Below are 24,033 nucleotides of genomic sequence, written 5' to 3' on the forward strand. Positions count from 1 at the left end.
GTTGCCCCTCTCGAATGCAGAAGGTCCCAGGAGGCGCGGGTCAGCTCAGGCGAACATGGAGTCTAAGCCTCTGCAGGCTTCACGCGCCAATAGGTGGCATAACGCTCGTGCGCGATGCGGTGATAGGGAATCAGCCGGATCGGCGAACCATCCTCTGCCGCAATTGCGAACTCGAGAGGCGCGGCTCCTGGTCTCAGCCGCTGCGCCACCAGGTGGGGATCGCCTGCAATGATGGGGACGGCCACATCGCTCTTGTTGTATTCGCCGATCTTGCGCTCGTTGACGATGATGTCAGCTTCCGGCGCCAATCCTTCGCGGCCCAGTGCGCCCGCGAGCACGATCGGGCCGTATGTAAAGGCGACAATGTCCGGCGCGGCCGGCGCGCTTTCCACTGTGGGCTCCATTTCCAGCTGCAGCTCGACCCGGTCGCCATCTTTCCAGGTCCGCGCGACCTCGACATAGCTGCCTGCGGTTGCCGACCGCGCGACCTCCTGCCCGTTTACCAGCACCACCGCCGTTCGGCTCCAGCGCGGGTGCCGCAACTGCAAGGCGATCTTGGCAGGCGCGCGCAATTTCCATTGCAGGCCGGTCGTCGGTTTTTCGGGGAAGGCCGTGCGCTGGATCAGTTCCGCACCCTTCTCCTTCCAGGCGACGGAGGACGGTACGAACAGGTTCACGTAGAGCGAGCGTTCGTCGTGGAAATAGATAGAGTCCCGGTATTTGACATGGTTCTCCATGCCCGTTCCGGTGCAGCACCAGAAGCTGTGCTCTGGCGTGTGATAGAGCTTCATGTAGCCTGGCCGCGCGCCCTGGAAATAGGTGACCATGCCGCTGTCCGGATCCTGCGAGGCAAGGATGCCGTTGTAAAGCGTGCGTTCGTAATAGTCTGCGTAATCGGCGTTCGGATCCTGCATGAACAACAGCCGCGCCAGCTTCAGCATGTTATGTTGGCAGCACGTTTCGGAGCCCTTGGCCGAGAAGACGTGCCTGTCGAAATCGGCCATCGCGAAGAAATGCTCGTTATCGCCATGTCCGCCCGTCGCGAAGGAGCGGGTATGCGCTACCGTGCGGAAGAAGAAGTTGGCCGCCTGCGCGTAGCGGTCGTCGCCCGTTATCTCGTAGACGCGCTGGAATCCGACGATCTTGGGCACTTGTGTGTTGGCGTGCATCCCGTCGAGCAGGTCACGGCCCTGGACTAGCGGGTCCATGACCGCCTTGTGCGAGAAGCGCTGCGACAGTTCCCGGTAATCCTCGTTGCCGGTCATGGCATAAAGATCGGCGTAGACTTCGTTCATGCCGCCATGTTCGGTTGCCAGCATCGTCTCGAACTGCGCATCGGTCAGTGGCCGTGTGGCCACCACGCCCCAGTCCGCCAGTCGGATCAGTACCTCGCGGGAAACCGTGCTGTCGGCAAGCAGCGCGCCGTCGCGCAAGCCCGCGTAAACCTTGTGTAACGTGTACCAGGGGACCCCGGTGATCTTGTCTCCACGAAGGTGTGCTGCCAGAAGCGCCGGGCCATCCGGGAATGCGCAGACAAGCCCCGAGCCGGTCGCTTTCTGGCATGCGGCCAACTCATTCGCAATATAATCGACACGCTGTTTGAAGCGCCTGTCGTTCGTCGAGCGAAAGGCCAGCGCGCAGGCCGACAGGTAATGCCCCAGGGTATGGCCATGACAGTTGATGTCGGCCCAGATCTCGTCCGATTCCCATCCGCCGTAGACCGCTGCCCTTGGCGCAAGCCCCGCATTGACTCTGAAATTATGCAGCAACCGGTCGGGCTGGAGGCGAAGCAGATAGGCTTCGGTCAGGCGCTGGGCGTGGAGGAAAGGCCCTTCCTCCAGGGTCACATCCGACAGGTCGAACGGTTCCAACCGCGCGGGCTTGACCTGCGTTCCCGCCTTCTGCGCCGCAAGAGCTGTCGCAGGCAGGATCGTGGCAAGGCCCGCAGTCGCCCCCGCAAGACCTGTGCTGACGAGCAGATCGCGGCGCGAATGCCCTGAAAAATCGGTTGCGGGCATGAATGCCTCATCTTTCCATATTTGATTTCGCACCTGTTTGTAGAGCAAATACTCCGACAAATGGCAACCATCGCTCTCAACCTGGTTCGCGGTCAGATGTGCCTGAAGGACTTCCTGGGCCTTGCGGCCGTGCGGCTTGGGTAACGCGCCGCTGCGGATCGCTGGCGTCTATGTGCGGCAATCGGCGCAATTCCAGGTCACGACTGCCATGTTTGCACGCTGCGTCACTATCCCTTTGCATAGGGCGACAGGCTGGCAAGAGGCCATACGATCCTCAAAAAATCGGGAGATGTGATTATGCTCGACGTACTCATCAAGGGCGGCGAAGTCGTCGACGGTACGGGGCGGCCGCGTTTTGAGGCGGACATTGGCATTGTCGATGGTCGCATCGTCGCAGTGGGAGAGGTGTCCGACCCCGCCCGGCGGACCATTGACGCTACTGGCCTGCTCGTCACCCCTGGTTGGGTGGACATCCACACGCATTACGACGGCCAGGCTACATGGGACATGCTGCTCGACCCGTCATTCAGTTCGGGCGTGACAACCGCGATCCTGGGCAATTGCGGTGTCGGCTTCGCACCGGTCGCGCGAGGAGATGAGGGGCGCCTGATCGATCTCATGGACGGAGTGGAGGAAATACCCGGAGGTGCCCTCCACGCCGGTCTGGCGTGGAATTGGTCCAGCTTCCCCGAATATCTGGACGTTCTGGACTCCAGGCCACGCAGTTTCGATATCGGCTGCTATCTGCCTCATGGGCCGCTGCGGCTATACGTGCTGGGCGACAAGGTTGGCTGCGGACGCAAGGCCGATGCCGATGAGATCGCGCGCATGGCCGGACTTGTTGACCAGGCAATGGAAGCCGGCGCCTTCGGGGTATCCAGCTCGCGCACTTCAGTCCACCGCACCATACACGGTGACATGACTCCCGACTTCGAGGCAGACCGTGAGGAATTGACGGCGATTGCCCGTGTCGTCGCCCAGCATCGCGGTGTCATGGAGTTCGCGCCCTCAGGCGTAGTCGGTGAAGATCCACAGGGCCTGCGAGCCGAGATGGCGATGTTCGACAGGATCGTCGCGGAAACCGGCGTCGACCTGCACATGCTGTTGCTGCAACCCAACCTCGATCCGGACTACTGGCAGGAACAGCTCGACTGGGCTGCCCGCATCAACGCGGGCGGACACTCGCGCGTTTTCGGGCAAGTCAGCGGACGCAGTATCGGCGCGCTGCTCAGCTTCTTCGGCACGCACCCGTTCATGGAGCGCCCGGGCTTTCGCGAGGTGAAGGATACCCTGTCGCGCGACAAGTGGCTGGGAGCGCTTGCCGACCCACAGGTCAAGGCGCGCATCCTGCGCGAGACCGACCCGGAAGGTACCTTCGGCGCGTTCCTCAATCAGCACTGGAACAATTGTTTCGATCTGGGGGAAACGGCCAACTACGAACCCGATGCCAGCGTAAACGTCACCGGCCTCGCCGCTGCTGCGGGCACCACTGCGCAGTCATACGTGTACGACATGATGCTGAAGACCAGCCGTCATCCGCGCCTGCTGCTTGCAATCAACAATTACGTCGGCGGCGGTCTGGATAAACTCAAGCCGATGATCGAGCATCCCGCCACCGTCCTCGGTGCATCGGATGCAGGCGCTCATGTGATGACCATCTGCGACGGTTCCATGAACAGCTTCATGCTGACCCACTGGGCCCGCGATCGATCGCGCGGTCCGATCATTCCCCTGGAGCAGGTGGTGCGCATGATGTCGCACGATACTGCGCGTTCCATGGGCATCGCCGACCGTGGGACGCTGGAGCCCGGGATGCGCGCAGACATCAATGTCATCGATTTCGACAAGCTCGAGCTAGGCAAGCCCACCATAGTCGACGATCTGCCGCAGGGCGCCAGCAGACTGCTTCAACCCGTGAGCGGTTATCGCATGACGATGGTAAATGGTGCCATCACCCGTGAGTATGACGAGCCCACCGGCGCGATGCCCGGTCGCCTGCTTCGGCATAAGGCCGGAAACGGCGCACTGTCGCAGCGCGACCGCGCGCGCGCGAGCGTGCCGGCTACGCACGAAGCGTAATCGGCCTCCATCCCACCTGGGGCCGCACTCGTGCGCGTAATTCAGTGCGCGGGGGTAGGCCTGGGACCTATGATCCAGGGCTCGGATCATGCCATTCAATTAGAGTCGAAGACTGCTCTGCCTTATGCTCAAGCGGGAAGTGCCAGCATCTCGCGCACAAAATCGCTCTCGTTTCCTTGTGCGCTCGATTCACCATGGGCGCTGGTGCCGTCAGTTTCCTGCATTGGTCATCACAGGCTATTGGCCCGCGCGATCATGCCTAGCACCGCTGCGCTCGGTTTGGCCGTCCGTTTGAAGGTCTCGTGGTCGAAGGAGTGCAGGCCGAAGTGGTGGTGATAGCCGAAGCCCCATTCGAAGTTGTCGATCAGCGACCAGTGGAAATAGCCTCGGACCGGAACACCCTCGTCCATCGCGCGCTTGAGCTCGGTCAACGCCGCCGGGATCAGCCACTGGCGCAAGGCATCGTCGTCGGTGTTGACGCCATGTTCGGTAACGTAGACCGGTAGCTTGGTCGCTTCCCAAGCATAGCGCACCGCACCGGCGAGCGAGCCTGGCCAGACTTCTGCGCCCGCAGCATTACGGGGGGCATCGGCGGGTGGGGGAAGCGCGCCCTTGTCGTTCCAGACCTTGCGTTCATAGTTCTGCACGCCGATGAAATCGCAGGTTTGCGCCGCAAGGCGCAGCCACTCGCCATAGTAGCGCTCGCGGATCGCATCGCGCATCGAATGCTTGCCCGCCGCCTGATCGTCGATGATCGCGAGGCTGACCCCGACGTCGAGATCGCTGCGCATCGCCTTGATCGCAGCCACGCCTAGCCTGTGCGCTTCCATCATGTTGGCGCGGTAGGTCTTCGGGTCCTTCACATAGAGTGCAACGCCAGGCGAATAGAGAGGCACGCCCAGTTGCTGCGCGACGGTTTCCTGCGTCGCCTTGTCGCCGGCCACGAGCTGGGGCGGAAGGATCTCGCCGATCACGCCTACAAGGTTGGGCTCGTTGAGGGTGGTGGCAAGCGCCATGCCCTGCGACAGATGGCGCGCGGCGCGGTCGCAGAAACGGGCGAAGAGCGCGGGGGAATCCGGGTGGTGCCAACCTCCCCTGGCGGCAAACCAGCGCGGCGTGGTGAAGTGGTTGAATGTGACGACGGGGTTGAGGCCTCGTTCCCGGCAGCCATCGATCATTGCCTTGTAGTGATCGAGCATGGCGTTGGAGAAGTACCCTTCATCGGGCTCGATCCGTGCCCATTCGAGGCTGAAGCGATAGGAATTGAGGCCCATGCCCTTCACCAGATCGAGATCTGCCCGCCAGAGCTCGAAGCTGTTGGCCGCATCGCCCGAACGATCCGCAAAGGTCGTTCCTGGCGCGTTCTCGATTGGCCAGAGGTCGGCATTGATATTGTTGCCTTCGACCTGATGCGCGGCTGTGGCGGCGCCCCAGAGGAAACCTTGCGGAAATTTCGGATCGATGGGCTTCGGTTTGGCAGTGCGGGCCAGGGCACTGCTGCCGGTCATGGCGGCAGAAGCGCCGAACGCCGCGGCCGACGCGATCAGATTGCGGCGATCGATCATATTCACTTGTCCTTGCTCAACATTCCCTGGGTGCGCATCCATCGATACATCAGATCCAGCCATCCTTCCTCGGGCGATCCAACCGGACCGGCACCGAAACCGTGACCTCCTTTCGAATAGAGATGGAACTCGATCGATTTTCCGGCGGCGCGATAGCTTTCCAGAAGTGGTAGACCGTCCTGACGGGCAAGCAGGAAGTCATCGGCAGCAATCGCCACGAACATGGGTGGCGCATCGGCGGGTACATTCATCGCAGCCATATTGGGATAGATTGGCGCCACGAAGTCCGGCCGGTCCTCACCGCCCTTTTCAACGACGCTGCGCGAGAGGAAACCTCCCGCAGAAAAGCCCATGAAGCCGACGCGCTGCGGGTTAATGCCGTATTCCGCAGCGTTAGTGCGCACATAACGCAGCGCCGCAAGGCCATCGGCCAGTGCCTTTGTGGGCGTGTCAGACGGTGGGGCCAAGGTGCTCTTTTCCCCGGCGATCAGCTTGTCCAGCTCCGCGACGAAGACTTTCTGGTCGGGCGGTGTGGGTAGCGTGCGGTATTTGAGGACGAAGGCGGTTACGCCACGATTGGCGAACCAACGCGCCACTTCCCAACCTTCCTTGTCCATCTCGAGACCAAGAAAGGCGCCCCCCGGTGCAATGATCACGGATGCAGGCGAAGGCTGGCCCACGGGCCTGAAAGCAGTCAACGTCGGCCTTGTCACGTTGCGCACGGCATAGCGGCCGCTTTCGCTCATATGCCAGATCTCGCGGTCGACCTTTTCCGCGGTTTGCAGAACGATGGTGTTCGGCTGCGCCGGTGCAGCAACCGTTTCGGTGGAAATGCCCGTCTGCGCTGCGGCGGGCGAGCCGGCCGCAATCAGGAGCAACCCGAGAGTCAGAAACGGGCTGCGAAGTGCGGGTAAGGCCATGACTATCATCCTGCTCGTAGGGTCAGCCGCGCTCCGGGCCCGGCCGGATACGGAGTGATAAGGGCCGCCACCATCGGGCGGCGGCCCTTGTCGCATCAGAAGTTGATACCGGCACGCACACCGATCGTGCGCACGGAATCGAAGCTGAAGCGCTGGTTGAGCGTCAGCACTGGCGGCGCCGTACCGATGGGGTTGGCATCGCCGCCGTCAGACCCGATCGAGATCGGGCGAATCTCGTTAGTGCAGTTCTTGCAGAACAGGCTGATGTTCCAGTTCTCGGCCTTGATGCCGGCGCGCAGGTCGATCGTGTCCCAGGTGGGGATCGTGAACGGCGCACCGATCCCCGCCGACTGCGGCGAGCGGTGGTAGTAGCCGAGCCCGAACTGCGCCTCGAGCGCGTCCGAGATCGGCGCTGCATATTCAGCGCCGAGAGTGGCGGTGAACTTCGAGGACAGAGGCAGCTGGTAGCCCTTGGCGTTGAACGTGCCGACGAAGTCCGGCAGCGACGAGTTGACGTCGGCCTTGCAGCCGTCGGTCGTCTGTGTCGGATAGCACTGGGCGCCGGGGTAATCGTCGAAGGTCGCATCGGCATAGGCTGCCGAACCCGAGAGCGTCAGTCCCTCGAAAGGCCGCGCCTGGAACGAGAAGTCCAGGCCCTTGGTCGTTGCGGTTGCGGCATTGCCGAGCACGAAAGTGCGCAGTGACTGCACGAAGGCCTGGACCTGCAAGTCATAGAACTTCGTGTAGAAGGCCGAGAGGCTGAACGTCAGCGCGCCGTCCAGCGCCTTGCCCTTGATGCCCAGCTCGCCGCCGCGAGAGATCTCTGGGCGCACGGCCAGATCCGCGTTGGGGGCAGGTGCCGTGTTCGAGAAGCCCGGCCCCTTGAAGCCTTCTCCGTAGAAACCATAGACCATGAGGTCCGGCGTCGCCTGCCAGTCGAACCCGACCCTGTAGCTGAGGTCCGTCGCGTCGGTGGACTGCTTGGTGACATTGCTCGGCACGCCCAACGTTACGAAGTACTGGCCGAAGTTCTCGCTCAGGTCGATCTGCGCCTTTTCGTAGGTCAGGCGAGCGCCGGCAGTCAGCTTGAACGCATCGGTCAGCTGGTAGCTCAACTGGCCGAAACCGGCGTAGCTATTGTTCACCAGCCGGTATTGGTAGTCCTGCCCGAGGAACGAGGCATTGCTCACGTTGCACGCGGGTGGTGGCCCTGCAGTGACGGTCGCGCCGACGCAGAACGGAAAGCCCACGGCGACGAAATCGGGCAGGCCGTTGTTACCGCCGCGGAAGCCGGCGGTGTTTCCGACAGACCGGTAATAATAGAGCCCAAACTGGCCGGAAAGGACGCTTTCGCTAGGCAGGGCAAGGCGCAGTTCCTGTGAGAACTGGTCGTACTTCTGGTTCGAAGAATTGTAGCTGAAGAAGTTGAACGGCGTCTGGTCGGAGTCGAACTGGAAGTCGGTCTTGGCCTGCTTCCACGCGGTGATGCTGGTCAGGTCCATGCCATTGCCCAGCGCGAGGTTGATATTCGCCTGGAGACCGCCCGTATCGCTGTCGCGGTAGTTCGGTGCTTCGGCCGCAAAAGTGAAGTTTTCGGGGCCGGCGACCAGGCCGCGATCGGGATACTGGCTGCCGGGGCCGAACTCACGGAAAGTGATGTCGTACCTGCCGGTAATGCCGCGCTGACGGTTGTAGTCGCCGATCACGTAGACCGAGAGGGTGTCGCTCGGCTCGTACAGGAACTTGGCGCGCACGCCCAGGTTCTCCAGGCCAAGGTCGTTGCGGACGGCCGGGTTGACCTGCGAAACCGTGATCGGGTCCTGATCGCTGTAAATCAAGTTCAGGCGCAGGGCGGCGTTCTCACCCACCGGCACGTTGGCAGTGGAACGGATCTGGAAGCCAGTGCCGTCATTGCCGGGGCGCGCGCGCTGGACCAGTTCCCCATCGGCGCTAAACGTCATCTCACCAAGCTTCGGCTTGTTGGTGGTGATGTTGACGAGGCCGGCCGAGGCATTCTTGCCGAACAGCAGGCCTTGCGGCCCGTTCAGCACTTCAACGCGCGCGATGTCGTAGAATGCGTTTGCTGCGAATTCCCGATTGCCGAGGACGACTTCATCGATCACCTGCGAGACGCTGGCTTCAACCGTGTTCGAGAATGTGGCCGTACCGACCCCGCGCACCGAGAAGGTGTTGTCCTGCTGGACCTGAAGGCTCGGCGCAAGCTTGGTGACGGCGGTAAGGTCGTTCGCGCCGCGCTGGGTCAACTGCTCGGCACCGACGACGGTCACGCTGACGGGAACCTTGAGTACATTCTCGCTTCGGCGCTGCGCAGTGACGATGATTTCGCCAGGTGTCGAAGCCTCCCCCGAGGCCTGCTCATCGGCAGTCTGTGCAAGGGCAGGTGCCGATGCAAACAGTGCCATGGCGGCAACCGATGCGGACAGTACAAGCCTATTCCTGCTTCTCATGTTCATATGTTTGTCCTCCCAGAAAAATTCTCGCGGATTTGTGTATTTGTTGCCGGTCCGCGCATCCGGCGTCGTGTCCCAGGGACCCTTCCGGTTCAGGACAGGATAATCGTTGCGTGGCGCTCGTTTCGCGCGATAGCGGGCTGGAATTCAGGCGGGAAATAGGGGTGGCGGTAGCTTATCGCGCTACCGACGAGATGCACGCCGCGCGTCAGCCCGCCTGCCTTGGGAACGACGACTGTGAAATAGTCGCCGACGTAGAGCCGCGTCTCGGTCGCCTCGTTCAGCTCGCTGCGCGTGTATTCCCTGTCGCCGAGGCGAAAGCGGTTGTGTGCGGCAGGGTAGAGAACCCCGTCGACCGTGATGTCTACGCCTTCGATCAGGCTGAGACGGGACGAGCGATAGTTGGCCTGACGGATGCGCAATTCGAAACCGGTGCGTGCGCCTTCGGGGCCGATGTTACGAAAACCGGTGCTCTGGATATGTGTGCGTTCAAGCATTGGCCGTCCCCCCTTGAGCCATCCCCGGATGAGACGCATCGTATTCCTCTTCGAGTTGGCGGATCAGTGCGTGCTGGCGGCGCACCTGCTCTATCGCCACCCATGGCGCGCGCTCGCCCTCGTACTCGCTCGAAAGATAGCCCGAGTAGCCCAGCTTCTTGAGCATCGGTACAATGCGCTCCCACGGGATCTGGTGGTCGTGCAGCGTTTCATCGATGTGGTGGAACTTGGCTTGGATGAACGGCACGTACTGGATCACGTCCTCGAGATGCTCGACCGGCACCTTGATGCCGTTGAGAAAGCTCAGCGCGCCCTTCTTGATTTCATCGGTCTCGCCTCCGCCCCATTTGTCGATCGGACGATCCTGGAAAATGCCGGTATCGATCATCAGGCCGAAGTGCTGCGTCCCCGTGCGCTCGATGAAGTTGACATAGGCGTCGGTCACCGGGTGGCGGATCGGGGTGGGCGAATGGATCTCGGGCAGGATCACCAGATCGAGCTGCTGCGCCAGATCGAGATTGCGCTCGACTGCACCTTCCCAGATCGGATCGGGTGTCAGTTCGTGGTCAATCACGCCGAACTTGGGGCGGATGAACTTGAAGCCGAGGCGGTGGGCCAGGCGCAGGTCCTGAGTGATCTGGGCGGCGCCTTCCTCGACGTTCATGTTGCGGTCGATCTGGATGCGCGTGTCGACCCAGCAGGCAAAGTTGGTCGGCTCGAGTTTGTAGCGATCGAGCTGTGCGAACCAGTGGTCGAGCCATGCGGCAGGCGGTTCGGGATAGAGCGGCACGCTCGTCTCGCCCAGGATCTCGATACCCGTCGCCCCGGTGTCTGCCACATGATCGAACGCGTCGTCCAGCGTCATGACGGTGCCGAAGTCGTCGGTATAGCTGTACAGTGAAACGCCGTACCGGAAGCCTGTCACAGGTATTCTCCCCCCTGATGCGGCAATGTTTTAATCACCGCTTAGTTGGCCACCATTTAAGCGATGTTAATTTGGTCCGCAAGCCATAAATTAAGCGGTGCTATTTATAAGTGTCTTCAGGCTTGCTAACGGGTACGTAACGCCGCACATGAGCAACATGGCAACGAAGCGAACGCCCGGGAAAAGAAGAGGCAAACCGTATCACCGCGAAGATTTGCGGCAGGAGCTGCTGGATGCGGCCAAGGCCTTCATCGTGCGCGAAGGCTACGAAAACCTGTCGATGCGGCGCCTTGCTGAAGAGATCGGGGTCAGTTCCGCTGCGCCCTACCACCATTTTCCGGATCGGCGCGCCCTTCTGCTGGCAGTGGCTGTCGACGGTTACCATTCCATGTTCGCGGATGCGCACATAGGCGTGGACGACACTGATCCGCGCGAAAACCTGCGTGGCCAGTTGCTGAATTTCCTGCGTTTTGCTTCCGGAAACCGGCGCATCTTTGCCCTGATGTACGAAAGCGAGCTTGTACGCGAGGGGCTCGCGCCAGAGATCCAGGAAGTGCAGGATCTTGGATTTCGGCGCCTGCATGAGCTCATGATGGCCGTGGCGCCCGATCTTTCGGACCGGGAACGCAGCATTCGCTGCGCAACGTTATGGTGTGCGGTGTTCGGCTTTGCATTGCAGACCAACCGCTCGATGATTCGCACGCCGGAACCTGAGCCGGATCGTGAAGAGCTCGCGGAAGCGCTGGTGGGGCAGGCTCTGAGATTGTTGGATAGCTGAACGGGTTCACTCGCCGGTGCAGTCCTTTGCCACGGCGATCGACAGGCTCGGTTTGAACAAGATCATTCAGTCTTGTGAGGGCAAAACCTGAGGGCGCTGAAGCCAGGCCCTGCAATATTGCCATTTGGCATCGAATGTACTATATGGTGCCATATGGAGAACTGCCATGCTGGCTCTGGAACCCATTGATACAGCCCCCGGGGTCTTCCGGCCCGACCCGGTGACCCAGGACGAGTCCGCGGCGATGTTCCGTGCCGTGTTGAACCTGTTCGCCAGATGGGACCTGACCGACGAGCAGGCAGCGACGCTGCTCGACATGCCCGTACGCACTTATCGGCGCTGGAAGGCCGAAGGGCCCGGACGCATCTCGCGCGACGGGGCGGCACGGCTTTCGAACCTGATGGGGATACACAAGGCGCTGCGAATCATCTTTTCCGAAGCCCGGCGCGGTTATGCCTGGATCAAGGCGGACAACGCCGCTTTTGCCGGTGCGAGTGCGCTCGATATCATGCTTGGCGGAGAGCTGACCGATCTCATGCGGGTGCGCCGCTATCTCGATGCCGAACGCGGCGCCTGGTGACCGGGCCCGAGGCTCTGCAGGTTAGCCGGGTCGAGTGGAAAGATGCGGTCCGGATCATCCGCAGTACCTATCCGCCGATCGACCTGTTCGAGGATATTGCCGACCCTGCAGACTGGCCGCTGCTGATCTCGGCGGAGCAGAAGACCAATCCGCGCATCATGACGACGATCGGCAATCTCGATCTGGTGCCGGTCGAACGCCGGGTCGGCGGAAACGGCGCGTCCTACCTGATGGCACCCTTCACCCACGTCAGCACCGACCGGCCCAGTCGCTTCACCGATGGCAGCTACGGCGTACTCTATGTCGGCAATGGGTTCGAAACAGCGCTGTTCGAGACGATCCATCACCATGCCCGCTTCATGGCCCGCACGGCCGAAGCGCCGGGCTGGACTTCGCAGTTCCGGGAGATCGTCCTCTCGGTCGGCGCCGACTTGCATGACATGAGGGACAGCGCCGCAGACAAACGCGCGCTAGATCCCGACAGTTATGCCGCGTCGCAAGGCCTCGCGGCCACGCTCAGGGCCGCTGGTTCCGATGGCATCGTCTATCCCAGTATCCGGCATCGCGGCGGACAATGCGCTGCCCTGTTCTACCCCGATGGCGCTTTCGAGCCCGTTCAGGGCCGTCATCTCGACTATCATTGGGACGGCACCGGCGTCGATTTGGTGCGCGACGCCGGATCCGGCGCGGTGTTCCGCGTCGTGCATTCCGATTGAGGCAGCTCTTCGGCACTGGTGCTCTTCGATGCTCTCCGGCTAAGCGGGTCGCGTCGGTCACTACCCATAGAGAAGCGCTTCTGCTCGCATGCGTCAGCGTGCTATGGATGCAGCGCAGCGTTCGTGGAGGATGACATGTGGCTTCGTTGCGCTCTCGTTGTGTCCCTGGCCTTGCTTGCATCCCCGGTGCTGGCCCAGGCGAACTTGACGGCGAAGGACCGCGCCGCCGCTTTTCGCGCTGCCGGTTTCACGCTTCAGGGCGGTCAATGGTCCGCTTGCGGCGATCCCGGTACGCCCAGTTATTCGCCCGGACAAATCGACACCGTGCGCGATCTCAACGGCGATGGACGACCCGAAGCGGTGATCACCGAAGGCGGCACCTATTGCTTCGGCATGACGGGAACCGGCTACACGATCGTCAGCAAGCAGGCCGACGGCAGCTGGAAGAACATCACCGGCGGGACCGGCATCCCGACATTCCTCGCCACCAGGGGCGTGGGTGGCTGGCCGGATATCGAAATCGGCGGTCCGGGCTTCTGCTTCCCGGTAGAGCGCTGGAACGGCAAGGCCTACGTCCTGAACCGGCATCAGTACGACGGGAAGCCCTGCCGTCCCCAGATGTAAGCCTGCTATGGGCAGTGGGAACCAACGCAGGTTCGGCAGGAAGTCCGTCCGGGTCAGGGCGTAATCCGGCCGTGCGTCTCGTGGCGAATTGCCGGCTTCCCGGGCAGAAGCCAGTGGATCAGTTCGATGCGATCGCGGCGATGGCGGCAGCAACCTTGTCCATTTCAGCCATGGAATTGAACAGTGCGGGAGTGATCCGCACACAAGCTCCCGAAGCGACGCCGTCGCGGTGGACGGAGAAGATCCCGTGTCGGTCGAGCAACTGCTTCGCGAGGGCCTTGTTAGCCTGCACACTGGTGCGGCCTTTGAGCCGGAACGAAGTGATCGAAGCGGACAGCTCCGGGTCTTCGGGCGTCAGGATCTGCACATTGGCGATAGTTCGCACCTGGTCCACCCATCGGCTGCGCAACGCGCGCAGGCGCCGGGTCCGGCGCTCCGATCCGATCCGGGCATGAAAGGCGAGGGCGACAGGTGCAGTCAGCAAAGCGGAGATATCCGTGGTTCCGGTGTGGACCCGGCTGAACACACCGGCATCGCCTTTCTCGGCGGGGTCCGGATCGATCTTGTGCAGGGCGCCCCGGCGAATGTGGATCACGCCGAGGCCGAGCGGGGCGCCGAGCCACTTGTGGCCGTTTACCCCTACGAAGTCGCAATCCATCGCGGCGATGTCGCCATCGATCTGGTACCATGAGTGCGCTGCATCGACGATCGTGTCGACCCCGCGGGCGCGGGCCATGGCAGCGATTTCGCGCACCGGCACAGCCAGGCCCGTGCGGTGTCCGATCCGGGTAAGCAGCAGCAACCTGACGTGCGGATTCTCGTCCAGAGCCTGCGTGTAGGCCGCGAGAAGGCCTTGATGGCTTGCCGGTTCGGGCAAAGCGATGCGAACCACGCGGGCTTTGCACCGCGCGGCGAGGCTATCCATCGAAGCCTGCATGGAATCGTAATCGAGGTCGGAATAGAGCACCGCCTCGCCCGGCTTGAGCTGATTGTAGCCTAGAATGAGCGCCTTGAGGGCCTCGGTGGCATTGCGCGTAAAGGCGATCTCGTCGGGCTGAACCCCCAGCGCATCGGCGATCTCCTCGCGGACCGCCATTGCATCGCGGCCGAAGCCCCGGCGCGAATAGTAGCTGGTATCGCGATTCACGCGCGCGAGGTGTTCCTGGTAGGCCGTGAAAACGGGCCGGGGCATCATGCCCCAATTCCCGTTTTCCACCTGAACGACCTCGCGCGTGACGTCGTACTGCCCCGCGATGGCCTGCCAGAAAGCCTCCTCGTCGCCGGTTTCGACCGGGAGATGCGGTTGAACGGCACCCGCCACCCCTTTCGTTCCGACCGTCAGCGAGGCAAAGCCAAGTGCGCCCTTGAGGACAGTGCGGCGGGGTGTGCGGGTGTCGATCATCAGAAGTTCACTCCCAGGCGGACGTAGTACTGGCCGCCATCGGTGTCGTAGGGCGCGTTGCGCGAATATATCAGGCCGCGAACTGCCTGAAACGTCGCCTCGTCAGGATAGGAATCGAAGATGTTCTCCGCCCCGACCCGCAGCGAAAAGTGTTCATTGAACGTGTAGGCGGCCGACAGGTCGAACAGCACCATCGATCCGAACTTCTGGAAGATCTCGCCGGTCGCATTCCCCGAGACATCGGTCCAGGGACCGTAGTAGCGCGCCCGGGCGAGGACTTCGAAGCCCGCCACGTCATATCCCAGCGAAGCGGTGCCGTTGTGGTGGGGCAGAGCGTTCTCGAAACGCACCCGCTGGGTTTCATTGGAAATCGCCGCGCTGGTGCCCGAAGTCACCTTCGTCTCATTGTAGTTGTAGGCGAGATTGGCCTTCAGACGTCCCGCGCCAAGCTGCGTGACATAGGACAATACGGCATCGATGCCGCGGGTGCGGGTGTCGAAATCGTTGGTGAAGTAACTGATGGCTGAATAGCCCTCGACGTTGTTGTAGTCCGCAGGCACGGCGAACGTGGCCGACTGGCTGAAACGGTCCATGAGCTTTATCTGGTAGAGATCGACGCTGCCTGACAGGCCGAAGCCGGTCTGGAAGGTCACCCCGCCGGTCAAGGAGCGCGATTTCTCGGGCGTCAGGGGCCTGGCTCCCAGCGCAATCGCCAGAGGATCGGATGGCGAGAGGCGACCTTGCGTGTAGATCGTCATCGTTGTCGTATCTAGACCCTGCGTGGTGGCGCGGGTGTTGAGCTGGGCCGGTGTGGGCGCGCGGAAGCCGGTCGACCAGGTCGCCCGGATGCCTAGACCCTCGATCGGGTCCACGCGGGCCGACAGCTTGTAGTTGAAGGTGTCGCCGAATGAGGAGAAATCCTCGTATCGCCCTGCCGCACCCAGGGTCAGCATGTCGACAGGCCGCCATTCGAGATCGAGGTAACCGGCGTAGCTTGTCTGGTGCCAGGTGCCGACCCGATCCGGTCCGAAGCCGGGATAGCCGTTCGAGCTGGAAGCGAGGCCTTCGGCTGCGCCCTGGCCGATGGTCCACGACGCGTCGTCACCCTGGCCGACCTCATAGGTCTCCCGGCGGCGTTCCGCGCCGAAGGCAACGTTGATCGGTTCGGTCGAGCCGACATCGAGGCGATAGACGAAGTCGGCATTGAGGTTGAACTCACGCTGTTCCAGCTTGCCGATGTAGAAGCCGGTCGGGCTGTCCGGTCCCATCGAGGCGTTGAGGCTTTCGGTCATGCCGTATTCGATCGTGCTGCGGCCATATGACCCGCTCAGGTCATAAGTGAAGGCAGGGGCAATCTCGCCGCGCAGTCCGGCAGAGCTCTGGATGTCGCTGTACCGGGTGGAAAAGCGCGGCGTGAAACCGGCAGGGTACCACTGGGCGAAGTTGAACCCGGGAAAGGCCGCGGTGTCCTTGAAGACGCTGGCTGTCGCAGTGGGATTGCGCCAGTTGAAGTGGGTTACGCCGTCGCCGTCCTGCGCCGTGACGAAGCCATAGACTTCGATCGCCTCGGAAAATTCGTAGCGTGCATCGAGTGAGCCATGAATGCGCTCCTCGTCTGGCTGGCCCCAGCGCTGGACGGGATTGGGCACGTCAAGATCGGGGTTAGCTTCTTGCAACGCTTCGGCATCGGCGCGCTGGCGGGTGCGCGAGGTTGCCTCGGCGTGGTCGTACTGGCCGGTAAGGACAATGCTGCCCCTGTCGCCGAGCGCGATGCCGCCCCGCGCGCCGACCTGGTACTCGTTGCCATCGCCCTCATAGTATTGCGAGAACTGCGAATACGCGCTCATGCCCGGCTCGTCTTCGAGGATGATGTTGATGACGCCGGCAATCGCATCCGAACCATACTGCGCCGCTGCACCGTCGCGAAGTACCTCGATGCGCTTGATCGCCAGTGAGGGAATGCTGGCGAGATCGGCGGCCTGGGCCCCGCGCGTGCCGAGCAGCGCCGAGCGGTGGTAGCGCTTGCCATTCAAGAGGACGAGCGTCTGGTCGGCGGAAAGCCCGCGCAGGGTAGCCGGACGCACAAAGGCCTGGCCGTCCGCGGCCGGAAGGCGCTGGATATTGTAGGATGGCAGCAACTGGGCGAGAGTGTCGTTCAGATCGCCCGAAACGCTTGAACGCACGGCATCCTGGCTCAGCGAATCAATCGGGGCGAGTGTCTCGAAGATGGTGCGCGAGCGTTCGCGGGTGCCGGTAACGACTATAGCGTCCGATTGGCTCGAGGTTACAGCCTCGGCTGCGGCTGTCTGGGCCATGGCCGGCGCGCCCGTGAACGCAAGCGCGATCCAGCTTACCGTGATCAAGTTCTTCATCGAAATCCCTGCTACTTGCCGGCGTGCGACCGTGCCGCCGAAGTTCGGGCGCACTAGCTGCGAAAGATGACGCTACAGGGTGAAATCGATTACAGTCGTGTGTCAGTGCCGAGCCGGTAGTCAGCAACCATTGCGGGAAGGAGCGCTCGTGTTCGCGAAGACGAAGACCTGCAAAATGGAGTGGGTCCATTGTGGGCAGGCCCGTGGTGTTCATGTCAGGGCGACTGCGACAGGTAACAGTCAGGTCACACATAGTAGGTGTCGCCTTCGCGGATGATCACCGGATCGTGTGCCGTCAGATCGCCTGAATGCTGCGCATTGAAGGTGAGCGAGGCGCTGTCGTGGTTCTGCGGCGTCCGTTGCGCCTCGGCACTGGCGACACCGGCGCACAGGCCAAGCGCCCAGCCAGGATGAGAGACGTCTTAGCCTTGATCAGGCGCTCGCAGCGTGCCAGGCAGCGACGATCTCGCGCGCCTTTGCACCGACGGTGTCGGCATCGAATCCTGGCTTGTAGAGACTGCTTCCCACGCCGATACCGAAACAGCCGGCGGCCCGGTATTCGGCCAGATTTGCCGGTCCCACGCCGCCTACGGCCCAGATGCGCACGTGCTTGGGCAGGACTTCACCGATGGCCTTGATATAGCCGCTGCCCAGCGAAGAGCCGGGAAAGAGCTTCAGGTCCCGTGCCCCGGCATCGATGGCGGCAAAGGCCTCGGTCGGCGTGAGGAAACCCGGAAGCACGTCCATGCCCAATGCGATCGAGCGGGCGATGACGGCGGGATCGACGTTGGGCGACACCATGAAGGCCCCGCCCGCGCCGCCAAGGGTTTCAGCCAGGGCGGCGGAAATCACCGTGCCGCCGCCGATCGCGGCGCGGTCGCCAAGCGCATCGGCCATGGCCGCGATCGAGGCCGCTGGATCGGGCGAATTGAACGGCACTTCGATGATGCGGATGCCCGCCTCGATCAGCGCATTTCCGACCGCGACTGCCTCGGGCGGCCTGATGCCGCGCAGGATGGCGGCGATGGGCGGGGCTCCAGTTGCCAGGGCGTCTTCGATCTTCATGACTTGGGTCCTCTTGCAAGTCGCAGCCCGGCCACAACCGCTGCATCGCCGTCGATGCGCGTGGCCTTGCAGCCCAAGCTGAGCAGGCCGTCCTCATAAAGCTTGCACAGCGATGGGTCGCCGATCAGGACGATGTCCGATCCCGCCCCGGCCTCGGCCCTGACCTCGCCACCGATCAGCAGGCCGGAGAGGTAGCCGCGCGACCAGTCCTTCGACTTGCCGTCGAGCATGCGCGCGGCTCGCGCCTCGAAAAGGGCCGAAGTGAACGGCTCGTGCGACCGCACCAGACCGCGTGCAAAGCCGTCTTGGAAAGTGCCGTCGCCGGCCATGTCGGGCCCGGTCAAGGTCGACTGGCCGGCCAGCAGCGCAAAGAGCTCGCCGGTAGGATGGGTTCGAAATCCGGTAATGGACCCGTTACGCAGCCGGACCCACTTGCTGTGCGTGCCCGGCAGCACGACGATGTTTTCACCTTGGGCGAGAGACGGCTCCAGCACGAGTGCGCCGAAGACCTGGGTTTCCTCGCCGCGCATGACTTCCGGCACCCCGGCTTCGGTGCGGCAACTCAGGCCCGGCAGAACCGCAACATTCACGCCCGCGACTTGCGTGGTCGCGCGTGAGGCCAACCATGAGTTCGCATCCGCGGGACATGGGGCATAGCCTGTGGGCAGAAGTGCCCCGGGTGCCCCGGCCATGCCGCACAGGGTGACGTCTGCCAGACGGCCTTCGCCAAGCCATACCTCCAGCCTTTCGGCCAGCACGCTCTCGGCGCTGATTTCCAGCGCGCCCGTTCCGGGGCCGTTGAGCCTTGCAGTCGGGTCCGCGCCGCTCATCCGGTAGAGCCGCAGGCGACTGGTTCCCCAGTCGCCGAGAACGTAGGCCTCGCTCATTGTAGATCGAGCACGACGACCGACTTGGCCGGCAAGGTAACGATGAGTTTGCCGCCCTTGATGCTCGCTCCGTGGAAGGATGCGGGCCTTACTGCCTGCGGGGCATCGAAGGTATTGTGCGCATCGATCTTCGCGGCTGTGAGGACGCGGCCCGACACCCGCTTCGCGCTTACGCCATCGAGTGCAATCGTCACGGTATTCGACTGATTGGGGTCGGCATTGGAAAGACCGATGTGGATCTTGCCGTCCTTTGCCTTGACCGCCGATCCGCTCACGGCGGGCAAGGTGTACTTGCCCTTGGCGTAAGTGGGGGTGTCGATATCGATCGGCAGCACAGTGGCGTCCTGCCAGGGCTTGTACATCTCGAACACGTGGTACGTCGGCGTCAGGACCATCTTGTCGCCATCGGTCAGGATCATTGCCTGCAGCACGTTGACCATCTGGGCAATGGCGGTCATGCGCACGCGGTCTGCGTGCTTGGCGAAGATGTCGAGGTTGATCGCGGCGATCAGCGCATCGCGCAGGGTGTTCTGCTGGCGCAGGAAGCCGGGATGGGTTCCCGGGTCCTGCGCGTACCATGCCCCCCATTCATCGACGGCCAGGAACATGCGCTTTTCCGGATCGTACTTGTCCATGATGGCGCTGTGCCTGGTGATGAGCTCATCCATGCGCCAGGCTTCATGCAGGGTGTCGGCCCAGGCGCTTTCGTCGAAACCGACGGCAGGCGCGCGCGGCGGCCAGCCGCCATCGGGCAGCACGTAGTAGTGCAAGGACAGGCCATCGAGCGTTTGTGCGGCGACGCGCATCAGCGTCTCGGTCCAGTCGTAGTCGTCGCCATTCGCGCCTGCGGCCACCTTAAGGATGCTGGTCCCGGCAGGGGCCTTGATGAAGGTTGCATAGCGGCGCGTCACGTCGGCGGCGTATTCCGCGCGCATATTGCCGCCGCAGCCCCACAGCTCATTGCCCACGCCAAAATAAGGAACCGCCCAGGGTTCCTTGTGGCCGTTCCTGGCACGTTCGTCGGCAAGGCTGCCTGCGGGGGCGGTCATGTACTCGACCCATTCAGCCATCTCGCGCGGCGAACCGTTGCCCACATTGCCGGCCACGTAGGCCTGCGCGCCCACCTGGCGCACAAGCTCGAAGAACTCGTGCGTGCCTACGCTGTTGGGTTCGGTTACGCCGCCCCAATGGGTATTGACCTTGACCGGGCGTTCGTTCTGCGGGCCGATGCCTTCGCGCCAGTGATATTCGTCGGCAAAGCATCCGCCCGGCCAGCGGATCACGGGCACCGAGAGGTCGCGAAGGGCGCTTACCACATCGTTGCGAAAGCCGTTGGTATTGGGGATCTTGCTGTCCTTGCCCACCCACAGGCCTCCGTAGATCCCGTTGCCCAGGTGTTCGGCGAACTGAGTGAAGATATCCTTGTTGTAGACCGGGCCAGGCGTATCGGCATAGATGGTCGCCGTTGTCGACTTCCCGCCGGTATCGGCCTGGGCGACGCCGGCAAGCGCAGTCGCGCCCAGCAACAGCAGCTTCGTCGCTTGGCGAAGGGCCTTCAGCATCGTGTTCTCTCCTCCCTTTGGGAATCAGTCGTGAAAAGGGTCTGTGGTCATGCGTTGTGCGCGCAGGAAGGCATCGGCGACGAGGCGCAGGGGATCGAGATCCACGTCGCTGCGTCCGCCGCGGATGAGGTTTGCGAAGCGAGCGTAGAGCCCGGGATATTCGAGGTCTTCGTTGCGCTCGGTTCGTCCGGGCAGGGCCAGCACTGCGCCGCCGCTGGAGAGCTTGAGCGTTCCGGCGTCGGTTTCGACGACGATGTCCCAGCTTTGCGGGCCGGTCTGGCGCCAGTCGAGGTCCATGTGGATGTGAGCGCCTGCCGTGTCGCGCAAGTTCAGGTCTGCTGCAATCGGGGCTGCGCGGTTTTCGGGTATGCTGAGCGTGGCGGTCTTGAGGAAGACCGGGCGCGGCAGGATATGGGTCAATATGGACAGGGCGTTGATGCCCGGGTCGAACACGCCCAACCCGCCGGGTTCCCAGATCCACGCCTGCCCGGGATGCCAGACGCGAACGTCCTCGCGCCAGACGATGGATACGGTATCGATCCTTCGCTCGGCGAGCCATGCGCGCGCCGGTGCGACGCCTGCGGCGAAGCGCGAATGCCATGCCGCGAACAGGGAGACGCCGACCTTGTCGGCGCGCTCGCGCAAGGCGACGACTTCGCTGAGCGTTGCGCCCGGGGGCTTTTCGAGGAAGACGTGGGCGCCGCGCTTCAGCGCCAGCGCGGCGAGGTCGTAGCGGACCTGCGGCGGAGTGCACAGCGAGACGGCGTCGATGGCCGGGCCGTGCTCCAGCAGTTCCTCGAGGCCGGCAAAGTGGGCAACGCCGTCCAACCCGGGATCATCGGGGCTGACGGTTGCGGCGAGGCTGAAGGCGGCGTTCCCGGCGATGGCCGGCAGATGCTGGTCCCGGGCGATCTTGCCTAGGCCGACGACGGCAATGCGGATCGGGTCCATGGTTCAGAGCGTCCTGACCGTAACGGTGCGCTCCTGAGCGCGTACGAGCGGATTGGATACCGGCAGCGTGAAGGGGAACGCCGAGATCTCGAAGACGTCGCCTTCCTGCGTCGTCACGCCGTCGCTGAACGAGAGCGTGGCGGTGCCGAAGAAGTGGACGTGAACGTCGCCGGAGCGGCAGAACAGGTTGTACTTGAAATGATGGTGTTCCAGGTTGGCGATGGTGTGCGACATGTTCGCCTCGCCGGAAAGGAACGGCTTTTCCCAAAGTGTCTTTCCGTCGCGCAGGATCCGGCTTGTGCCTTCGATGCCTGCTGGTGCAGGCCCCAGCAGCAGTTCGGGGCCCAAGGCTGCCTGCCGGAGCTTGGAATGGGCGAGCCAGAGGTAATTGTGCCGCTCGGTCACATGATCTGAATACTCGTTGGCGAGCGCGAAGCCGATGCGATAGGGCGCGCCGTCCTCGCCGACGATGTAGATGCCGGCGACTTCCGGTTCCTCGCTGCCGTCCTTGGCGAAGGCGGGCATGAGCAGCGGATCGTTCGGGCCGACGAGCTGCGAGCCGTCGCCCTTGTAGAACCATTCCGGCTGCTGGCCGACTTCGCCCGGAGCGGGCTTTCCGCCTTCCAGGCCTTCGAGGAACATGCGCATGGAATCGGTCTGCGCCTGGCTGGCCATGGCCTCGCGGTGCATCTTGTCGCGGCCTTCGGCCGAACCGAGATGGGTCAGGCCGGTGCCCGAAAGGATCAGGTGCGCCGGGTCTTCGTGGTCGATCGGCGCGATCAGGCGGCCCGCGTCGAACTCGGCGCGGATGTCGACGGCGGCGCCTTGCCCGCATGCCTTAGCGGTATCGGCCAGCGTGTCGCCCGCAGCGATCGCGCGCAGCGCCAGTTCGCGCACCGAGGTGACGCCCTCAAGAAAATGGGCGGTGTTGCCTTCGGCAAGAATGACGGATCGCGAACCGTCGACCGCGCGATGCTGGAGCAGGCGAAGAAAAGTCATGATTCTCTCCCGGGCCGCGGCGCGCGCTCATTCATCGGCGCGCGCCGGGCAGAAGGTGGGGGTGGTCAACCGAGCTTGAGGGTGCCGTCGATCAGACGCGGTGCGCCGTCGCCCTTGGCGCTGTCGCGCAGTTCCGCGGGTAGGACGTCTTGCGCCAGGTTCTGGTAGCTGACCGGCCGCAGGAAGCGGTCGATGGCCATGCTGCCCACCGACGTGGTGCGCGGGTCGGACGTGGCCGGGAAGGGGCCGCCATGGACCATTGCGTGGCACACTTCGACGCCCGTCGGCCAGCCATTGGCAAGGATCCGGCCGACCTTGCGCTCCAGCACCGGCAGGAGGCGCGCGGCCAGGTCTTCGTCGGCGGCGTCCATGTGGAGGGTGGCGGTGAGCTGGCCTTCGAGACCGGCGAGTACCTTGGCGAGTTCGGCTTCGTCCTTGCAGCGCACGATAATGGAGGAGGCGCCGAAGACCTCGTGGCCCATGGCCTTGTCGGCGAGGAACGCCTCGCCGGTGGTCTGGAACAGGACGGCCCCGCCGTGGGTGCGATCGCCGTCTTCCCCGCGCGCCAGCGTCTCGACGCCCGGACAACCTGAAAGCGTCTCGACGCCCTTGGCATAGGCCTCGCGAATGCCAGCGGTCAGCATCGTCTGCGGCTTTGCCTGAGATACGCTGCCCGTGGCGGCCGCCATGAAGGCGTCGAGGCCTTCGCCCGCGATGGCCAGGATGAGACCGGGATTGGTGCAGAACTGGCCTGCGCCCATCGTTAGCGAAGCGACGAAGGCCGTGCCCAGTGCCTCGCCGCGCGCCTTGAGCGCTTCAGGCAGGAGCAGGACCGGATTGATGCTCGACATCTCGGCATAGACCGGGATCGGCACTTCGCGGGCCTGGGCGATGCGGGCGAGGGCCAGGCCGCCGCTGCGCGAGCCGGTGAAGCCGACCGCCATGATGCGCGGATCGCTGACGAGCGCGGCGCCCAAGTCGTTCGAGGGGCCGACGAGGTGCTGGAAGACACCTTCCGGAAGTCCGCAGGCAGCAACAGCCCTGGTGATCGCCTGTGCGACCAGTCCACCGGTGATCGGGTGGGCCGGGTGTCCCTTCACGACGACCGGGCAGCCGGCTGCCAGCGCCGAGGCCGTGTCGCCTCCGGCAGTCGAGAAGGCGAGCGGAAAGTTCGAGGCTCCGAATACGGCGACGGGCCCGACCGGGATCATGCGCAGGCGCAGGTCCGGCCGCGGCAGGGGCTGACGCTCGGGCATGGCGGGATCGATGCGCAGCTGTTGCCAGAGGCCCTTGCGCACGACGTCGGCGAACATGCGAAGCTGCCCGACGGTACGGCCGCGTTCGCCTTCGAGGCGTGCACGGGGCAGGCCGCTCTCGGTCATCGCGGCCTCGATCAGCGAATCGCCGATGGCGAGGATCTCCTGGGCGATTCGTTCGAGGAAGGCGGCCCGTTCTTCACGGCTCGTGGCGCGATAGGCATCGAAGGCGGCGTCGGCCCTGTCGCAGGCCTGCGCAACTTGTGCAGGACCATCGACGTTGAAGGGCTCGCCATGGGGCTGACCGGTTTCAGCCGCTACGGATCGGAAATCTGTCATTCGGGGTCTCCCTATTTACTCCGACAT

Annotated in this window: 19 protein-coding genes; 5 read left to right on the forward strand and 14 right to left on the reverse strand. The window is 63.4% G+C overall.

All coding sequences use genetic code 11. From position 1 onward, the window contains the following. Nucleotides 1-62: 62 nt before the first annotated feature. The gene (locus J3474_RS09350; RefSeq protein WP_207093908.1) at nucleotides 63-2,018 is read right to left on the reverse strand and encodes a glycoside hydrolase family 127 protein; all 1,956 of its coding nucleotides are present in this window, start codon (nucleotides 2,016-2,018) and stop codon (nucleotides 63-65) included. Nucleotides 2,019-2,315: 297 nt separating this feature from the next. On the opposite strand from J3474_RS09350, the gene J3474_RS09355 reads away from it, so the two are divergent. After that, nucleotides 2,316-4,097 (forward strand): amidohydrolase family protein, encoded by a 1,782-nt coding sequence (locus J3474_RS09355; RefSeq protein ID WP_207093909.1) that lies wholly within the window; start codon nucleotides 2,316-2,318, stop codon nucleotides 4,095-4,097. 230 nt (nucleotides 4,098-4,327) lie between these two features. On the opposite strand, the gene J3474_RS09360 is transcribed toward J3474_RS09355, so the two are convergent. The 5 genes from J3474_RS09360 to J3474_RS09380 form a co-directional block, all read right to left on the reverse strand. Further along, a complete protein-coding gene (locus J3474_RS09360; RefSeq protein WP_207093910.1) occupies nucleotides 4,328-5,662 on the reverse strand; it encodes a glycoside hydrolase family 1 protein in 1,335 nt (444 codons plus the stop codon). 2 nt (nucleotides 5,663-5,664) lie between these two features. Then, nucleotides 5,665-6,582 (reverse strand): alpha/beta hydrolase, encoded by a 918-nt coding sequence (locus J3474_RS09365; protein WP_207093911.1) that lies wholly within the window; start codon nucleotides 6,580-6,582, stop codon nucleotides 5,665-5,667. A gap of 95 nt (nucleotides 6,583-6,677) precedes the next feature. After that, complete coding sequence (locus tag J3474_RS09370) at nucleotides 6,678-9,050, reverse strand: TonB-dependent receptor (RefSeq protein ID WP_242528309.1); 2,373 nt, start codon at nucleotides 9,048-9,050, stop codon at nucleotides 6,678-6,680. 95 nt (nucleotides 9,051-9,145) lie between these two features. Then, nucleotides 9,146-9,550: a DUF6379 domain-containing protein gene (locus J3474_RS09375; protein WP_013836370.1), complete on the reverse strand. Its 405-nt coding sequence runs from the start codon at nucleotides 9,548-9,550 to the stop codon at nucleotides 9,146-9,148. Next, nucleotides 9,543-10,475, reverse strand: a complete 933-nt coding sequence (locus J3474_RS09380) for a sugar phosphate isomerase/epimerase (RefSeq protein ID WP_207093912.1) — start codon at nucleotides 10,473-10,475, stop codon at nucleotides 9,543-9,545. The genes J3474_RS09375 and J3474_RS09380 overlap by 8 nt, the downstream gene beginning before the upstream one ends. A 157-nt stretch (nucleotides 10,476-10,632) precedes the next feature. On the opposite strand from J3474_RS09380, the gene J3474_RS09385 reads away from it, so the two are divergent. The 4 genes from J3474_RS09385 (at nucleotide 10,633) to J3474_RS09400 (ending at nucleotide 13,173) form a co-directional block, all read left to right on the forward strand. Continuing rightward, on the forward strand, nucleotides 10,633-11,253 hold the full coding sequence (locus tag J3474_RS09385; protein ID WP_207093913.1) for a TetR/AcrR family transcriptional regulator: 621 nt from the start codon (nucleotides 10,633-10,635) through the stop codon (nucleotides 11,251-11,253). Nucleotides 11,254-11,419: 166 nt separating this feature from the next. Further along, nucleotides 11,420-11,833 (forward strand): MbcA/ParS/Xre antitoxin family protein, encoded by a 414-nt coding sequence (locus tag J3474_RS09390; protein ID WP_207093914.1) that lies wholly within the window; start codon nucleotides 11,420-11,422, stop codon nucleotides 11,831-11,833. Next, entirely contained in the window at nucleotides 11,830-12,549 is a 720-nt protein-coding gene (locus J3474_RS09395) for an RES family NAD+ phosphorylase (RefSeq protein ID WP_207093915.1), read from the forward strand. The genes J3474_RS09390 and J3474_RS09395 overlap by 4 nt, the downstream gene beginning before the upstream one ends. 135 nt (nucleotides 12,550-12,684) lie before the next feature. Continuing rightward, nucleotides 12,685-13,173: a hypothetical protein gene (locus tag J3474_RS09400; protein ID WP_207093916.1), complete on the forward strand. Its 489-nt coding sequence runs from the start codon at nucleotides 12,685-12,687 to the stop codon at nucleotides 13,171-13,173. 118 nt (nucleotides 13,174-13,291) lie between these two features. Here the strand turns inward: J3474_RS09400 and J3474_RS09405 are convergent, their stop codons facing one another. The 8 genes from J3474_RS09405 to J3474_RS09440 all read right to left on the reverse strand — a co-directional run bounded on the left by J3474_RS09405 (nucleotide 13,292) and on the right by J3474_RS09440 (nucleotide 24,006). After that, the gene (locus J3474_RS09405; protein ID WP_207093917.1) at nucleotides 13,292-14,575 is read right to left on the reverse strand and encodes an aminotransferase class V-fold PLP-dependent enzyme; all 1,284 of its coding nucleotides are present in this window, start codon (nucleotides 14,573-14,575) and stop codon (nucleotides 13,292-13,294) included. After that, on the reverse strand, nucleotides 14,575-16,947 hold the full coding sequence (locus tag J3474_RS09410) for a TonB-dependent siderophore receptor (protein ID WP_207093918.1): 2,373 nt from the start codon (nucleotides 16,945-16,947) through the stop codon (nucleotides 14,575-14,577). Before J3474_RS09410 ends, J3474_RS09405 begins: the two co-directional genes overlap by 1 nt. A 432-nt stretch (nucleotides 16,948-17,379) precedes the next feature. After that, entirely contained in the window at nucleotides 17,380-18,012 is a 633-nt protein-coding gene (locus J3474_RS09415) for a 2-dehydro-3-deoxy-6-phosphogalactonate aldolase (RefSeq protein WP_013836362.1), read from the reverse strand. Continuing rightward, entirely contained in the window at nucleotides 18,009-18,899 is an 891-nt protein-coding gene (locus J3474_RS09420) for a 2-dehydro-3-deoxygalactonokinase (protein WP_207093919.1), read from the reverse strand. Before J3474_RS09420 ends, J3474_RS09415 begins: the two co-directional genes overlap by 4 nt. Continuing rightward, on the reverse strand, nucleotides 18,896-20,461 hold the full coding sequence (locus J3474_RS09425) for an alpha-N-arabinofuranosidase (protein WP_207093920.1): 1,566 nt from the start codon (nucleotides 20,459-20,461) through the stop codon (nucleotides 18,896-18,898). Before J3474_RS09425 ends, J3474_RS09420 begins: the two co-directional genes overlap by 4 nt. Nucleotides 20,462-20,485: 24 nt before the next feature. Next, on the reverse strand, nucleotides 20,486-21,412 hold the full coding sequence (locus J3474_RS09430; protein WP_207093921.1) for a Gfo/Idh/MocA family protein: 927 nt from the start codon (nucleotides 21,410-21,412) through the stop codon (nucleotides 20,486-20,488). Nucleotides 21,413-21,415: 3 nt separating this feature from the next. Next, nucleotides 21,416-22,411: an AraD1 family protein gene (gene araD1, locus J3474_RS09435; RefSeq protein WP_207093922.1), complete on the reverse strand. Its 996-nt coding sequence runs from the start codon at nucleotides 22,409-22,411 to the stop codon at nucleotides 21,416-21,418. A gap of 65 nt (nucleotides 22,412-22,476) precedes the next feature. Beyond that, on the reverse strand, nucleotides 22,477-24,006 hold the full coding sequence (locus tag J3474_RS09440; protein ID WP_207093923.1) for an aldehyde dehydrogenase (NADP(+)): 1,530 nt from the start codon (nucleotides 24,004-24,006) through the stop codon (nucleotides 22,477-22,479). Between the last annotated feature and the right edge of the window lie 27 nt (nucleotides 24,007-24,033).

Origin of the sequence: Novosphingobium sp. PY1 (genome assembly GCF_017312445.1) — a bacterium.
Taxonomy (GTDB): domain Bacteria; phylum Pseudomonadota; class Alphaproteobacteria; order Sphingomonadales; family Sphingomonadaceae; genus Novosphingobium.